Source organism: Chryseobacterium paridis, assembly GCF_016595215.1.
In the GTDB taxonomy this organism is placed as follows: domain Bacteria; phylum Bacteroidota; class Bacteroidia; order Flavobacteriales; family Weeksellaceae; genus Chryseobacterium; species Chryseobacterium paridis.
This window is the reverse complement of the sequence record NZ_JAENHK010000010.1, coordinates 2,145,070-2,160,983: the sequence shown is the minus strand read 5'-3', so window position 1 is coordinate 2,160,983 and position 15,914 is coordinate 2,145,070. Positions and strand designations below refer to the sequence as shown.

Here is a 15,914-nt window from a genome sequence, read left to right as displayed (position 1 = left end):
AATTTTAGAGAGTGAAATTAAGAATTTTAATTATTTAGGTTGAAATTTTTTTCAAGTTCAATACTTGCCCCCTTCATTTCTCCCTTCATAGGAGGTGCTGTTTTGGTAATTTTTAGCTTAATATAAGAAATTTCAGGAAAATTTTCATGAACTTTTAAGATGATTCTCCCTGCAACATGTTCTAAAAGTTTAGATTTAATTTTCATCTCATTATGGATAATCTCATTGATATCCACATAACTAATGGTATCATTCAGATCATCAGATTCAGAAGCCTTCCATAAATTTGTATGGATTTCAGCATTGATTATATAATAAGTACCAATGATGTTTTCTTCAGGTAAAACACCATGGTACGCATATATTTTGACATCTTCTAAAAAGATTTTGCTCATAAATTTGAATTTTTATTCAGCAAAAATCGTTTTAATTCTTCAAAATCAGAATTAATTTCAACTGTTTTTTTCTCCCTGCTCATTAAATCAGCTAACGACTCTGGAATATTGATTTTTTCACCAATGGCTTTTTCTACAGATTCGGGAAATTTTACAGGATGAGCTGTCTCTAAAATAAATCCTTTTTTACTTGGATTTTCCTTAAGATAATCCTTAAGTGCCACATAAGCAACTGCTCCATGAGGCTCGAGAAGATAATGATCCCTTTCATAAACTCTTTTAATGATGTTTAAAGTATTTTCATCGCTTACAGAATATCCTGAAAGATGGGCACTGAGATTTTCAAACTGATGTTGGAATAATTCTAAAATCCGAACAAAGTTGCTGGGATTACCTACGTCCATTGCATTGGAAAGGGTAGCTATTGTCTCTTTGGGTTTTAAAATCTTTGTCTTTAAATAATTTGGAACTACATCGTTTGTGTTACAGGCCGCAATAAAATGTTCAACAGGTAATCCTCTAAAATGAGCAAGAATTCCAGCACAAATATTTCCGAAATTTCCGCTTGGAACGCAAATGACAGGATTTCCTGTCTCAGTTTTCTGCCACTGTTTCAGAGCCAGCAGATAATAGATCTGTTGAGGTAACCATCGTGCAATATTGATGGAATTGGCTGAGGTAAGGAAAAGGCTTGAAGTAATCTCTATATCTGAAAAAGCCTGTTTTATGAGATTCTGACAATCATCGAAACTGCCATCCACTTCCAATGCTGTGATATTTTCTCCCAAAGCTGTAAGTTGTTTTTCCTGTACTGCACTCACCCTGTTTTTAGGATAAAGAATCACGACATCAATTCCATTGACTTTGTAAAAACCATGAGCAACCGCACCTCCGGTATCTCCTGAAGTGGCAACAAGAACAGTCACTTTTTTATTTTCATCTTTTAAAAAATAGGATAAGCAGCGGCTCATGAAACGTGCTCCAATATCCTTGAAAGCTAAAGTGGGACCATGAAATAATTCTAATACTGAAATGGTATCATTGATTTTTTTTAAAGGAATTTCAAAAGAGATGGTCTCTGAAATGATACGACGAAGATCCTCTTCCGGAATCTCATCACCCACAAAATCTTTCATGCAACGAAAGGCAATCTCTTCATCTGAAAACTGATTCAGATTCTCAATAAAATTTTTGTCAAATAGAGGAATCCTTTCTGGAAAGAATAAACCTTTTTCTTTTCCCTGCCCTTTAATGGATGCAGTTTTAAAATTGACCTGTTCTTCTTTATCTTTTAAATTATAATAATTCATTTTACTTAATTATGATTAAAAATTTTGTTCTTCAATGCTAATTCCTGTTTTATTAACATCAGACACATATACGAAGCTGTCTATATCAATTTGATCATAAACTGATTTCATCATATGGGCAAGTTTTTGTGCAGTTTCTTTCTTTTCTGCAAGCATAAAAATAGATGGACCGGATCCTGAAATTCCACCTCCCAATGCTCCGAGTTCCAAACTTTTTCTTTTGATCGTTTCAAATTCAGGGATCAGAATACTACGAACAGGCTCTACAATCACATCATTCAGACTTCTTCCAATTAAGGACAGATCATTTTTCTCAATACCGGCGATGAGCCCTGCAATATTGCCCCACTGCGTAATGGCATCTTTAAGTTGAATATTTTTTTTCAATATCTGTCTGGCATCTGAAGTTTTCACTTCCACTTGTGGATGAACTGCTGCAACAAATAAAGCAGGAGCATTTAAAGAAATAATATCGATGGGATCAGAAGATTTCACGAGTGTTATTCCCCCATAAATACAGGGTGCAATATTATCGGCATGTCTGACTCCGGAAGCCAGCTCTTCTCCAAACATAGCAAAATGAACGACCTCTTCTTTGGTTAAAATATTTCCCAGCAAAGCATTCGCTGCGAAAGCTGCTCCTGCAGCACTTGCAGCACTTGAACCCAGTCCACTTCCCGGTTTGATGTGTTTATGAATAGTAAGTTCAAATCCATTTTTTATATTCAGATGTTCCTGAATTTTCATAAGTACAATGCCGGCTACGTTCTTTGAAGCTTCTACTGGAAGACCGAAATCATCTGTGTGATGTATAATAATATCTGATGTTTTCAATAACTTTACTTCCATTTTGTCATAAGGTTCATTGATAGCCATTCCAAGGATATCAAAACCACAAACCAGATTGGCGATAGTTGCCGGGACTTTAATTTTTATATTTTTCATATTTCTTTTTTTTACACAGAGCGTACAATATCTGCAAAAACACCACTCGCAGTGACCTCAGCACCAGCACCAGCTCCTTTTACTACGAGCGGTTGCTCAGAATACCTCAAAGTTTTGAAAATAACGATATTGTCCTTTCCATAGAGATGATAAAGGTCGCTGTCAGGAGCTATATGTTGTAATCCTACTTTTGCTTTCCCATTATTAAACTCGGCAACGTATTTTAAAATTTTGCCATCCCTCTTAGCCTGATCAAATAAGTTTTTAAAGTGGTCATCATATTTAACAAGCATTTTGTAGAAATGTTTTACATCTCCCTGCATGCATTCTTCCGGTAGAAATCCAATATTTTCAATTTCATTGAAGTCTAATGGAAAACCTGCCTCACGGGCAAGGATTAATATTTTTCGTGCCACATCTGTTCCTGCTAAATCAAGTCTTGGATCGGGTTCTGTGAATCCTTCTTTTTGGGCCTGTGCTACAACTTCAGAGAATAGTTGAGTGCCATCATAATGATTAAAAACAAAATTCAAAGTACCGCTGAGCACTGCCTGAATAGAGGTAATAGCATCACCACTTCTTACCAGGTCATTAATTGTTCCTATTATGGGGAGTCCGGCGCCCACATTTGTTTCAAAAAAGAATTTGCAGTTGTGGTTTTTGGCCAGGCTTTTCAACTTTTTATAATTTTCATAATCTGAGGCGGCAGCAATTTTATTACAGGCAACGATATTGACACTCTTCTTTAAAAGATCTTCATAGATTTCCGGGACTTCTGCATTTGCAGTGAGATCAACAAAGACCGAATTTCTTAGGTTTCGGGTTCTGATTTCATTGCTAAACTTATGTGCCGACGCTATTTCTCCGTTTTCAAGAAGATCAGCATATTCATTTTCTGAAATTCCCTGATTAGAAAGAACCATTTTTCGGCTGTTAGATAATCCCACAATTCTAAGATTCATGGAAAGGTGCTCCTTCAGATATTTGTTCTGAGCGTAAACCTGTTGGATTAATTTAGTACCCACATTACCAGTTCCGCAAATGTAGAGATGAATCTGTTTTACTTCTGATTCAAAAAATTCTTCATGAAGGATATTAACTGCTTTTTTAGTGTCGTTTTCTGAAATGACAATGCTTATGTTTTTTTCCGAAGAGCCTTGTGCAATAGCCCGGATATTAATCCCATTATTTCCAAGACAACCAAACATTTTTGCACTTACACCGCTTCTGCTTTTCATATTTTCTCCAACAAGTGCTACAATAGAAAGCCTGTTTTCAATTTGTACAGGTTCTATTCTTTTTAGTCTCAAATCATCTTCGAATGCAGAATTAATTGCATTTTCAGCGTGGAAAACCTCCTTCTGATCAATTGCGATGGTGATGGAATGTTCTGATGAGCTTTGGGTAATAAGGATCACATTTATTTTTTCATGACTTAAGCATTGGAATAATTTTGCTGAGATACCGGGAACACCTACCATACCACTTCCCTGTAAAGTAAGAAGTGCAATATTATTCATGTTGGAAATACCAACAGCTATTTGTTGCTGTTCCTGATCTTTACCATAAGATGGTAAGCAGTGTGTAACTAAAGTTCCGGAAGCTTCATCATCAAATGTATTTTTAATCCGTAGATCTATATTTTTGATCATGACCGGCTGAATAGTTGGAGGATAGAGGACTTTAGCTCCAAAATGGGAAAGTTCCATCGCTTCCTGATAAGATATTTCAGGAATGATTTTGGCCTGGGATACAAGTCTTGGATCAGCAGTCATCATCCCACTTACATCAGTCCATATCTGAAGTTCCTGAGCATCAATTGCTGACGCAATAATAGAAGCGGAATAATCTGAACCCCCTCTTCCCAAAGTTGTTCTGTTGCCATTCTCATCACTTGCTATAAATCCGGGAGCAAGAAAAATCTGATTATGATTCTTTTCAAAATAATTTTTTAGATTCTTTTCAGAAGTGATAAAATCAACCTTCGCATGTGTATAGTTGCTATTTGTCTTTATATGATCAGCAGAATTCATCCATACAACATCCAATCCTGCAAGTTGTAATCTTGCTGCAATAATATTTGAGGACAGAAACTCCCCATAAGAGGTTAACTTATCTTTTGTTCTGGGAGTCAGCTCACCCAGAATAAAGATACCATTGCACAGATCCTCAATATCGTTGAAATGTTTTTTTACAAAACTTAACCATGAACTCTGCCCGGAAATAGGGAAAAGTTCTTTTACGATTGCTATATGTTTTTCTTCTAGATCTTTTAAGTGTTGTAGATAATTTTCATCACTTTGAGAAGCGAGTTCTGCTGTGTTAATCAGTACATCAGTAACTCCATGTAAGGCAGAAACAATAACGACGATCCGTTGATTAGCAGATTCTTTTTTAATGATTTTTTCGACTTGTAGAACTGCCTGTGCATTTGCTACGGAAGTTCCACCAAATTTTAAGACTTTCATCATTTATTTTTTAAGGTTATGAAAAATTAAAAGAGCTACTCTTAAAAAAAGAGTACCAGGTACCTGAAATTATATGTGAAAATCTACCCCGTTATGGGGTTGTAGATGTAGAAATAATTGTAATAGATGATGCAGCCGGAATAGAAAACTCCGGGTAAATAGTTACAGATATGTTTTGTACTAATTGCATCTTTTGAAGTGACAAATGTAGAGGTTATTTTGAGAAATAAAAATTTTTTTATTCCTTTATTGTATTTTTTTTCAGGAACAGATTATATAAAATACGCTGTATTTATTTGGTATCCAGTATTACGAGAAATAAGAGACTGGTTTTTTGCTGACCATCTTTAGACAATAAAAATTATAGCTTTTGTTTCTTTTTAATCATTGAAAATACAAAAACTATAAAAATATTGACACTTATTCGTTGATTGTCTACAGATATTAAGTCTTGCTTTGTTTTGTCATTTTTGTGTCTCACTTTTGAGTGATAAAGTAAGAGAGTGTAGATCGATCATCCTCTATATATTAACAATAGAAAATCAGAATTATGAAAAAACTTTCGAGACAAGAACAGAAAAAAGTAAATGGTGGATTTACCCAATTTCAAATAGATACATGTGGTGGAGCAGCTTATGTATGCTTTCGACAAGGAGGTTGGGGGTGCTGGCGTACACCAGGAGGAACTTGTTATCCACCAATGGTGTAGTTTTTAGAAATAAAGAATTTAAATCGTTTAATACATATTTTTAGTATGAAAAAATTATCAAGAACAAATTTAAAAGCAATTAATGGAGGTGCATGTCCTGGTGGTTGCCCGGCAGGAAATACCTATGGACCTCCAGGCACAGGCGCAGCTCATTCATGTGCAGCATACCAATTATTATCACAATGCTGTAAAAATCAAGCATTTCTCAATCCCGCATGTGTCGGGCCGGTTATATCATAAAAATAAAATGAAGGCTGTTCAAAATTAGACAGCCTTTGTTGTGTTTTTTTCATATTATTTAATATTTGTTTAAATTTTATTCAGAATCGAATGGAATTATTATATTTATAATTCAAACTAAATTGATATATATGAAAAAATCAAACAAACTAAACAGAGAAAATTTAAAGTCAATTAATGGAGGAGCAACTTGTAATTTTGCTTGTCCTCCAGGACCCTATGGACCAGGATTCCCAAGATCTTGTGCTGATTATGATGCATTACCAGCATGTTGCAAGCCTAAAGTTTTATTAAGCTTTGAATGCGCTCCTGATTAATTTAAACTTCTAAATGACAAATAATGTTATGATGAAAAATTTAAAAAAATTAAACAGAGAAGGTCTAAAAATGATTAATGGTGGTAGCACTTGTAATCATAATTGTCCTCCAGGACCTTATGGGCCAGATCCTCAATCATGTGCTGCTTTTGATGCTCTACCTGCGTGCTGCAAAGCAAGAGTAATTGAACTTCCCGATTGTTTATAATAAAAGTACTGTTTTACAGTACTTTTTATGTATAGAGACTTCATAAAGGATCTTAAGGTATATTTTTAAACTAAACAAAAATGAACGATATGAAAAACTTAAAAAACTTACGTAGGGAAAATTTGAAGCTAATTAATGGGGGAACAGGCTGCGATGAAAATTGCCCGGTTGGACCTTATGGTCTTGGGTTTCCAAGGTCTTGTGCAGACTTTCAGGCATTACCTAAATGTTGTGAAATTTATGTAAAGGTAAGCATGGATTGTTTTCCTCAATAGGGAATTAAAAGTCCTGCGAAAGCAGACTCTTATTTCTCATTTTAGACGTCTTAAGATTAAATGGTGGAGGAGCACTCTTAGATGAGTGTCAGGTAGATCTTAGTTGTGGACCGACTGGTTGTGCCTGGTGTACAGATTTAAGTGGTAGTAAGATTTGTCTTTACTTAACAACGAACCCTTTAGGTTGCCCCCTGATGTTAATTAATAAATAATAAAATACTATGAAAAAATTATCAAGATTAAAATTGAAAGAAATTAAAGGTTCCCTGACTTGTGGAGGATGTCCGGTTAATAATAGTTATGGACCAGGTCCTGAGTACACGAATACCTGCGACCATTATTTTGCTTTATCTGAAAATTGCAAGCCTTGCGTTGATATAAGCGCATATTGCTTCGAATAATGATACATAAAAAAAGCACTGTGAAAACAGTGCTTTTTTATTATTTTATACTTTTTGATAGATCCAACATCGCCTCAATCGGCTTCAATGCTCTCAAACGAAGTTCTTCGTCGATAAGGATTTCCGGAAGTTCGTATTTCATACACAAATACAATTTTTCCATTGTATTGCGTTTCATATAAAAACATTCAGAACAGTTGCAGCTTTCATCAAAAACCAAAGCAGGAATCAGTTCTTTATGAGGAGCACGTTTTCTCATTTCGTGAAGAATTCCTTCTTCAGTTGCAATAATGAATTTTTGACAGTCATCTTTTTCTACATAATTTAATAATGCAGATGTAGAACCGATGAAGTGTGCTAGTTTTAAAACAGCTTCTTCACTTTCAGGGTGCGCAATTAATTTTGCATCCGGATTGTCTGCCAGCTGTTGTGCAATTCTTTCCATAGAGAAGGCCTCATGAACGATACAGCTTCCATCCCAAAGGATCATATCACGCCCTGTTTTCTTTGAAAGATATCTTCCCAGGTTTTTATCAGGTGCGAAAATGATAGGTCTGTCAGTTGGTAAAGCTTCAATTACTGTTTCAGCATTTGAGCTTGTTACAATAATGTCACTTTCTGCCTTCGTTTCTGCATTACAGTTGATATAGGTTGCAATTAAAGCATTCGGATGTTGCTCACGCATCTTTCTCAATCCTTCACCACTACAGCCATCAGCTAAAGAACATCCTGCCATAGTATCTGGAAGAACTACTTTTTTCGTCGGATTTAAAATTTTTGCTGCTTCGGCCATGAAATGGACACCACAGAAAACGATCATGTCAGCGTTTGTATCCTTTGCCTGTCTTGCCAACTGTAAAGAATCTCCGAGAAAATCAGCAATATCCTGAATTTCTCCTGGCTGATAATAATGCGCTAAAATAACCGCATTTTTTTCTTCTTTAAGCTTAAGAATAGCTTTCACTAATTCTTCTCCTTGAGGAATAGCTATATCTTTTAGATCTAAAAATCCCCTTACAGGAATTGCAGATTTAGCTCTTTCTAATGTTTCGGTACTCATATCAACCTCAATTTTTTTATTATCAGAAGCTAGCGGTTAGAAATTAGAAGTTGGATTTTGAGTGCATTATAATACTCCCATCTTCTTGCTTCATCTTCCAGCCATTAATTACCGATAAAACTTTTTATTAAACTTTCTATTTCTATTTTTGCTTCGTCAAGATCCGTGTTGATCACAATTTTATCAAATTCATTAGCGTAAGCCATTTCTTCTTCTGCCTTTTCTACACGGGTTTTAATGGTTTCAGCATCATCTGTATCTCTTGAAATCAATCTTCGTTCCAATTCTTCAATGGAAGGCGGTTCGATAAAGATGGATAATGCTTTTTCACCAAAATATTTTTTCAGGGAAATTCCTCCCTTTACATCTACATCAAAGATAACTACTTTACCTTGATTCCAGATCTTTTCTACTTCGGATTTTAATGTACCGTAATATTTATCTGTATAAACCTCTTCATACTCCACAAAAGCTCCTTCACTGATTTTTTGTCTGAATTCATCCGGAGTTAAAAAATGATAATCTACCGCATGAACTTCTGTTCCCCTGGGCTGTCTCGTAGTACAGGAAATGGAGAACTTAAGTTCGGGAAATATATCTAAAGAATGTTTTACTAATGTTGTTTTTCCGCTCCCCGATGGTGCTGAAAATATGATAACTTTTTCCATGTTTGATGGGTTTCGTGTTGCGGGTTCCGAGTTTTAGAGTTGGGTTTTAATGTGTACCGATTATCTCGTCTCTCGTACCTCGAAACTACCTATAATACATTTAACGTTTGTTCTTTAATTTTTTCCAGATCATCCTTCATCATTACCACTAATTTCTGAATTTCAGCATGGTTGGCCTTTGAACCTAATGTATTGATCTCTCTTCCGATTTCCTGAGAAATGAAACCTAATTTCTTTCCATTGAAATCTTCATTATCCATAACCTCTTTATAATATTTCAAGTGTTGGGCCAGTCTTACTTTTTCTTCAGAAATATCCAGTTTTTCAGTAAAATATGCCATTTCCTGATAGAAGCGGGTTTCATCTACGTTTTCGAATTCTTTTAAAGTTTTTTGATAACGCTCTTTTACGCTATTAACTCTCACTTCTTCAAAAGGAATAACTTCAGATAGATATTTATCAATATTCTGGATGTTTTTCTCTAATTCAAGATGCAAGGTTTTACCTTCTGTCTTTCTGAATTCTTCAAATTTGTCAACAGAACTATTAACGATTTTTGCCAGATTCTCCCATTCACCTTCCACCAATTCATCAGGTCTTGATGTAATAGCATCAGGAAGTCTTACGGCCATTTTAAGATATTCAAAGTCGGGTCCGTCTGACGCAATGGTACGAAGCTCGTTCATATAAGAATCAATAAGATTTTTATTGATCTTTACATCGTTGGTTTCTTCAAGATTCTCCACTGAAATGTAGCAGTCTACTTTTCCACGAATAATTCTATCATTAAGAATTTTTCTGATTTCGAATTCTTTTTCCTTATAGCGTAACGGTATTTTGATATTTAAATCGAAGCTCTTGCTGTTCAGCGATTTAATATCTACGCATATTTTTTTTCCTTCAAAAACATCTTCGGCTCTACCGAAGCCAGTCATTGATAAAATCATAGTTTTTTATTGTCGTACAAAGATAAACATTTAAATTAGCACTGTGAAATCTCTAAAGATTCCATCTGACCGATAAAAAATGAAAGTGAACTGATGAAAAATTTGATTTCTGTAGTAGGACCCACCGGAATTGGAAAAACAAGATTGGCAATTGATTTGGCAAAGCGATTCAATACGGAAATTATTTCCTGTGACTCCCGTCAGTTTTTTAGAGAAATGAAAATAGGTACAGCCTCACCTTCAGCAGATGAACTGGCAGAAGCTCCTCATCATTTTATAGGAAATCTTTCTGTTAAAGAATATTATTCTATCGGGCAATATGAAGAAGATGCCTTGAAAAAGATCAACAAACTTTTTGAAAAATATGATACGGTGATTCTTGTGGGTGGAAGTATGATGTATGAAAAAGCTGTTATTGAAGGATTGAATGATTTACCAGAAGCGAATGTAGAGAACCAACAGAAATTACAGGAAATCCTCGATACTGAGGGGATTGAAAAGCTTCAGGAAATTTTGAAAGAATTGGATCCGGAATATTATGCTGTGGTAGATTTTCACAATCACAGAAGGCTTTTGAGGGCTATTGATATTATTTGGCAGACTAATAAAAAGTATTCAGAACTCATTGCAATTTCACAGGACTCCAGAGATTTTAATGTAACCAGAATCGGAATTGAAGCTCCGAGGGAAGAGCTATATGACAAGATCAATAGGAGAGTGGATATAATGATGGAGAAAGGTTTACTGGAAGAAGCAAAAGGTTTGGAAAAATTTAAAGATCTTACAGCTTTGAATACGGTTGGCTACGCCGAATTATTTAAATATTTTGAAGGGATCTGGAGTTTGGATTTTGCTGTTGAAGAAATCAAAAAGAATAGCCGCAGATATGCAAAGCGACAATTAACCTGGTATAGAAAAGCTGATGATATTCATTATGTGAAGGTGGGGTATTCACAAGAGGATTTTGGGAATTTAATTGAGTATATTAATAAGAATATCCTACAATAATTTCTTTTTAAACCATTAAAATCTTATTAAGCTTTTAAGAGCGTGAAGTTTAGCTATGCTTTATGCTAAAAAATCTATGTGATTTCCTTAATGAAGCTTAATTTCTCAACTATTCTTAACGGTTTAATTATATATAGCTTTTAAAAGAACAATATATTTAAACCGTTAAGAGTTAATTAAGTTTTTAAGGGTATTAAGTTTAGTTTTGCTTTGAGTTTTAAATCTATTTGATTTTTCTTTATAAAGCGTAATTTCTTCAATATCCTTAATGGTTTCATCTAAAATGTAACAATAAAAAAGTGCGATCCCGAAAGACCGCACTTCAACAATATTAAATTTAATTGACTACTTCCATCCCCCGCCTAAGGCTCTATACAAATCAACAATACTGCTTAATCTTTGTCTTTTTACAGACGCCAGGTTTAATTCTGCCTGAAGAGAGTTGGCTTGTGCCGTAATCACTTCAAGGTAATTGGCTAAACCTCCTTTATATAACATTTGAGCACTTTTGATTCCATCTTTCAATGTTGTTACCTGCTCAGTTGCTTTTTGTTCCTGAACTTTCAGACTCTCATTGGAAACCAATGCATCAGAAACTTCACCCATCGCATTTAAAACTGACTGGCGGAATGCCAATACATTTTTCTCTCTTTGAATTTTAGCAACTGCTAAATCAGTTTTCAACTGTCTCTTTTGGAAAATAGGCTGAGTAATTCCTCCTAAAACCGATCCGAATAATGAAGCTGGAATCTGAAACCAGTTGTCAAATTTGAATGAATTTATTCCTCCATTCGCGGTAATTTTAAGAGAAGGATACATGTTAGCCTGAGCAATTCCTACCAATGAGTTGGATTCAAGTAAAACCAATTCCTGCTGACGTACATCAGGGCGACGGCTTACCATTTTTGCAGGAAGTCCTGCAGATAGATCCTGAGATAATGATGTATCAGATAACTCAATTCCTCTGGTTACTTTATTAGGTGCCTCACCAACTAAAATACTCAACGCATTTTCCTGAATTGCAATATTTTGTTCTAATTGAGAAATTAAAAGTTCTGTAGATTGCTTCTGCGCAGTTGCCTGTTGAACTCCCAGGGAAGTGGTATCTCCACTTTCCCACATTTTCTCTGTAATAGATAAAGTATTACTGCTTAATTCTAGATTAGATTTAGCAATATCCATTTGCTTATCAAGCATCAGGAGATTATAATATCCCTGAGCGATAGCTGCTACTACCTGGGTTTGAATAGCCTTGGTTGCTTCATAAGTTTGCAGATATTGCATTCTTGAAACTTCCTGTTGATTTTTTATTTTTCCCCAGATATCTGCCTCCCATGAAAGATTGAATGCTGCATTATAATCTTCTACGTGGTTTTTTCCTATAAATAAATTAAGGCTTTGTCCATTCATGCTATTCTTCGAAGGTCTTGAGATCTGTCCTGAAACTGTAAAACCAACATCCGGATATTGAAGATATTTAGCCTGTAGTAATTTTTCCTGTGATGATGCTACTTGCTTTAAAGCAATTTGCAGATCAAGGTTATTAGCAATTCCTTTTTCTATCAATCCCTGTAATATGGGATCTTTAAAAAAATCTTTCCATTGTAAATTCGCAACACTGGCTGTATCAGCCGTCGCAGTGAAGCGAAAGTCTTCCGGAAGCTGTAAGTCTGGTTTCGTGTAAGCAACCTTAGTTACACACGAAACCGCTATTACAGCCAATATAAAAGTTAGAAAAATATTCTTTATTAATTTCATTGTTTTTCTTTTAAGTAGACCTTAATGACCAGTTGTTAAAGCCTGTTCATGAATTTGTTTCTGAAGTCTTCGGTTTTTTCTGCTTGGCATTTTTTCATGCAGATATTGGAAAATCACATACATTACCGGGATAATGAAGATTCCGAATATAACTCCTGTTAACATTCCCCCTACAGTACTGATACCGATAGAGTGGTTACCTTTTGCAGAAGCTCCTTGTGTCCAAACCAACGGAAGCATACCAATGATAAAGGCAAATGACGTCATCAAAATAGGTCTTAGACGTAATCTTGAAGCCTGAAGGGCAGATTCTATTAATGTTTTACCTGCTTTTCTTCTCTGAACAGCAAACTCTACAATCAAAATCGCATTCTTCGCTAACAATCCGACAAGCATGATCAATCCCACCTGTACATAAATGTTATTGTCAATTCCTGCTAATCCAGTGAAGGCAAATACTCCAAATATCCCTGTTGGAACCGTCAGAATAATAGCAAAAGGAAGAATATAGCTTTCATACTGAGCAGCCAATAAGAAGTAAACAAACAAGATACTTAACATGAAGATGAAAGCAGTTTGTCCACTTGTCTTAATTTCCTCACGGGTAATACCTGTCCACTCATAACCGTATCCACGAGGAAGGGATTGTTTTGCTACCTCTTCCACAGCTTTAATTGCATCTCCGGTACTGTATCCAGGTTTTGGAGTTCCATTGATCGTTACTGCATTAAACAAGTTGTTTCTTGTTACTGTTTCAGGTCCAAAAGTTCTTTTCAACTTCACCAACGTTTTTGTTGGAACCATTTCTCCTTGCTTGTTTTTAACATAAATTCCTTCAAGAGAATTAGTGTCTGTACGGTAAGGAATGTCCGCCTGAGCCATTACTCTGTAGTACTTCCCGAATCTGTTGAAATCTGAAACGAAGCTACTACCATAGTAGATCTGCATTGTTTGCATTAAGTCTGTAACAGATACTCCAAGCTGATTGGCTTTATCCGCATCTACCTCAATGGTATATTGTGGATTTCCCGCAGCATAAGTGGTGAAAGCGAATGCAATTTCCTTACGCTTCATCAATTCACCGATGAAGGCTTGCGTATTAGCTCCCAATTGTTCAAAAGATCCATTAGTCTTATCCTGCAACATAAATTCAAATCCACTTACGTTACCGAAACCTTGAATAGTAGGGAAGTTAAAGAAGAATGCACTCGCATCTTTTACCTGACTTACTTTTCCTGTTAAACCAGCCGCTATCTGATCAGGATCCTTAACGTCTCCTCGTTTGTCGATATCTTTTAATTTAATAAACCCGGCAGAATAAGGAGAAGCATTGGCATTACTGATGAAGTTTACCCCATCTGCTACCCACAAGTGGTTGGTTGCTTTTTCTCCGTTTACGATTTTATCGATTTGTTTTGTTGCACGTTGTGTTCTTTCTAATGAACTTCCCGGAGGAGTATTTACCGCATATAAAACGAAACCTTGATCTTCAGTTGGAATAAATCCTGATGGTGCTTTTTTAATTAAGATAACACTTGCAGCAATTAATATCGCTAAACCACCTACAGCAACCCATTTATTTTTAATTAAAAATTTAAGGCTATAGATATACTTTTGCGTCATATTATTAAAGCTGGTATTGAATGCATTGAAAAATTTAGCACCAAATCCTTTTTTCTCATGACCATGCTCTCCATCCTGAGGATCTTTTAAGAAAAGAGCACATAAAGCAGGACTCAACGTTAATGCATTTACTGCTGAAATCAAAATTGCAATAACCAATGTGAAGGCAAACTGTCTGTAGAATACCCCGGCAGGACCTTGCATGAAACCAACAGGGATAAATACCGCACACATTACCAAAGTAATGGAAATAATCGCTCCTGAAATTTCACTCATAGAGTTTACAGTTGCATTCTCTACCGGCATTCCTGTACGTTCCATTTTTGAATGGACGGCTTCTACTACCACAATGGCATCATCCACTACAATACCAATGGCCAGAATCAATGCAAATAATGTAAGCATGTTGATACTGAATCCAAATAACTGGAGGAAGAAGAATGTACCGATGATCGCTACCGGAACTGCAATGGCAGGAATTAATGTAGATCTGAAATCCTGAAGGAAAATATATACTACAATAAATACCAGGATAAATGCAATCACTAAAGTTTCTACTACCTGATCAATAGAAGCATCCAGGAAGTCTTTAGAGTTATACATGATGATCGGATTTACTCCTTTTGGCAGGGTAGTCTTCATCTCATCAACCTGCTTTTCAATTTCAGTCAGAATCTCATTAGCATTGGAACCTGCTGTTTGCAGGATAGCAAAACCTGCTACTGGTTTTCCATCTACTCTGTTCGTTGCCGTATAGGTATAAGAACCAAATTCTACTCTTGCAACATCTTTTAATCTAAGGAATGAACCATCCGTATTAGCTTTAATAGCAATGTTTTCGTAGTCCGCATTCTTATTCAGTTTTCCTTTATATTTAAGGATATATTCATAAGTTTCCTTACTTCCCTGACCAAGACGTCCGGGAGCAGCTTCAAGGTTATGGTCTTTGATAGCTGCCATTACCTCCTGTGGAGATAAATTATTGGCTGCCAAACGGTCCGGTTTTAGCCAGATACGCATTGAATAATCCTGTGTACCAAATACCTGAGCCTGTGCAACACCAGGAATACGTTGGATTTGTGGAATTACGTTGATCTTAAGATAGTTTTGTAAAAACAGTTCGTCATATTGTTTTGGATCCTCACTGGACAATCCCATAAACATAATCATACTGTTTTGTACTTTCTGGGTTGATATTCCGGCCTGTACAACCTCCTGCGGAAGTTGGCTCATTGCCTTTGATACCCTGTTCTGAACGTTTACAGCTGCATTATCGGGATCAGCTCCCTGCTTAAAGTAAACACTCAAAGTCATCGAACCATCGTTACTTGAGTTGGAAGTCATGTAAGTCATGTTTTCAACCCCGTTCACTGCTTCTTCAATAGGAACAGCTACTGAACGTGCCACCACTTCCGCATTAGCTCCTGGATAAAATGCCGTTACCTGAACGGTAGGAGGAGCAATATCGGGAAATAACGTAATCGGAAGATTGAAAACCGAGAGTATTCCCAATAATAGGAGTATGATGGAGATGACCGTAGAGAGTACGGGTCTTTCTATAAATTGTTTTAACATAAGAAGT

The 15,914-nt window shown here is 35.8% G+C and carries 16 protein-coding genes; 7 read left to right on the top strand and 9 right to left on the bottom strand.

Annotated features, from left to right (window positions below; translation table 11 throughout):
• Window positions 1-26: 26 nt before the first annotated feature.
• Genes folB through thrA form a run of 4 tightly spaced genes read right to left on the bottom strand, consistent with a single transcriptional unit; the run spans window position 27 to window position 5,118 of the window.
• Complete coding sequence (folB, locus tag JHL15_RS19265; protein ID WP_200248406.1) at window positions 27-395, bottom strand: dihydroneopterin aldolase; 369 nt, start codon at window positions 393-395, stop codon at window positions 27-29.
• Window positions 392-1,705 carry a threonine synthase gene (gene thrC / locus JHL15_RS19260; protein ID WP_200248404.1) on the bottom strand — a complete coding sequence of 438 codons (1,314 nt, stop codon included), beginning with the start codon at window positions 1,703-1,705 and terminating at the stop codon, window positions 392-394. Before thrC ends, folB begins: the two co-directional genes overlap by 4 nt.
• Before the next feature lie 15 nt (window positions 1,706-1,720).
• Complete coding sequence (locus JHL15_RS19255; protein ID WP_200248403.1) at window positions 1,721-2,650, bottom strand: homoserine kinase; 930 nt, start codon at window positions 2,648-2,650, stop codon at window positions 1,721-1,723.
• An 11-nt stretch (window positions 2,651-2,661) separates the two neighbouring features.
• Window positions 2,662-5,118, bottom strand: a complete 2,457-nt coding sequence (thrA, locus tag JHL15_RS19250; RefSeq protein ID WP_200248401.1) for a bifunctional aspartate kinase/homoserine dehydrogenase I — start codon at window positions 5,116-5,118, stop codon at window positions 2,662-2,664.
• Window positions 5,119-5,668: 550 nt separating this feature from the next.
• Here thrA and JHL15_RS19245 point away from each other — a divergent pair.
• The 6 genes from JHL15_RS19245 to JHL15_RS19225 all read left to right on the top strand — a co-directional run bounded on the left by JHL15_RS19245 (window position 5,669) and on the right by JHL15_RS19225 (window position 7,268).
• A complete protein-coding gene (locus JHL15_RS19245; protein WP_200248400.1) occupies window positions 5,669-5,827 on the top strand; it encodes a bacteriocin-like protein in 159 nt (52 codons plus the stop codon).
• Between the two features lie 45 nt (window positions 5,828-5,872).
• Window positions 5,873-6,067: a bacteriocin-like protein gene (locus JHL15_RS19240; RefSeq protein WP_200248398.1), complete on the top strand. Its 195-nt coding sequence runs from the start codon at window positions 5,873-5,875 to the stop codon at window positions 6,065-6,067.
• A 131-nt stretch (window positions 6,068-6,198) separates the two neighbouring features.
• Window positions 6,199-6,384, top strand: coding sequence for a hypothetical protein (locus JHL15_RS19235; RefSeq protein WP_200248396.1), 186 nt, complete (start codon window positions 6,199-6,201; stop codon window positions 6,382-6,384).
• Window positions 6,385-6,397: 13 nt separating this feature from the next.
• Entirely contained in the window at window positions 6,398-6,592 is a 195-nt protein-coding gene (locus tag JHL15_RS21405; RefSeq protein ID WP_449508520.1) for a bacteriocin-like protein, read from the top strand.
• 122 nt (window positions 6,593-6,714) lie between these two features.
• Entirely contained in the window at window positions 6,715-6,867 is a 153-nt protein-coding gene (locus JHL15_RS19230; RefSeq protein ID WP_200248394.1) for a hypothetical protein, read from the top strand.
• 221 nt (window positions 6,868-7,088) lie between these two features.
• A complete protein-coding gene (locus JHL15_RS19225) occupies window positions 7,089-7,268 on the top strand; it encodes a hypothetical protein (protein WP_200248392.1) in 180 nt (59 codons plus the stop codon).
• Between the two features lie 40 nt (window positions 7,269-7,308).
• Here JHL15_RS19225 and nadA read toward each other — a convergent pair whose 3' ends face one another.
• The 3 genes from nadA to JHL15_RS19210 all read right to left on the bottom strand — a co-directional run bounded on the left by nadA (window position 7,309) and on the right by JHL15_RS19210 (window position 9,943).
• Window positions 7,309-8,328: a quinolinate synthase NadA gene (gene nadA / locus JHL15_RS19220; protein ID WP_200248391.1), complete on the bottom strand. Its 1,020-nt coding sequence runs from the start codon at window positions 8,326-8,328 to the stop codon at window positions 7,309-7,311.
• Window positions 8,329-8,432: 104 nt separating this feature from the next.
• Window positions 8,433-8,996, bottom strand: coding sequence for a guanylate kinase (gene gmk, locus JHL15_RS19215; RefSeq protein ID WP_200248389.1), 564 nt, complete (start codon window positions 8,994-8,996; stop codon window positions 8,433-8,435).
• Window positions 8,997-9,085: 89 nt separating this feature from the next.
• Window positions 9,086-9,943, bottom strand: a complete 858-nt coding sequence (locus JHL15_RS19210) for a YicC family protein (RefSeq protein WP_200248387.1) — start codon at window positions 9,941-9,943, stop codon at window positions 9,086-9,088.
• A gap of 93 nt (window positions 9,944-10,036) precedes the next feature.
• Between JHL15_RS19210 and miaA the strand changes: the two genes are divergently transcribed.
• Window positions 10,037-10,951: a tRNA (adenosine(37)-N6)-dimethylallyltransferase MiaA gene (miaA, locus tag JHL15_RS19205; RefSeq protein WP_200248385.1), complete on the top strand. Its 915-nt coding sequence runs from the start codon at window positions 10,037-10,039 to the stop codon at window positions 10,949-10,951.
• 345 nt (window positions 10,952-11,296) lie between these two features.
• Here the strand turns inward: miaA and JHL15_RS19200 are convergent, their stop codons facing one another.
• Together JHL15_RS19200 and JHL15_RS19195 are read right to left on the bottom strand one after the other, a co-directional pair.
• On the bottom strand, window positions 11,297-12,709 hold the full coding sequence (locus tag JHL15_RS19200; RefSeq protein ID WP_200248383.1) for an efflux transporter outer membrane subunit: 1,413 nt from the start codon (window positions 12,707-12,709) through the stop codon (window positions 11,297-11,299).
• A gap of 21 nt (window positions 12,710-12,730) precedes the next feature.
• The gene (locus tag JHL15_RS19195; protein WP_200248381.1) at window positions 12,731-15,907 is read right to left on the bottom strand and encodes an efflux RND transporter permease subunit; all 3,177 of its coding nucleotides are present in this window, start codon (window positions 15,905-15,907) and stop codon (window positions 12,731-12,733) included.
• Window positions 15,908-15,914: the final 7 nt, after the last annotated feature.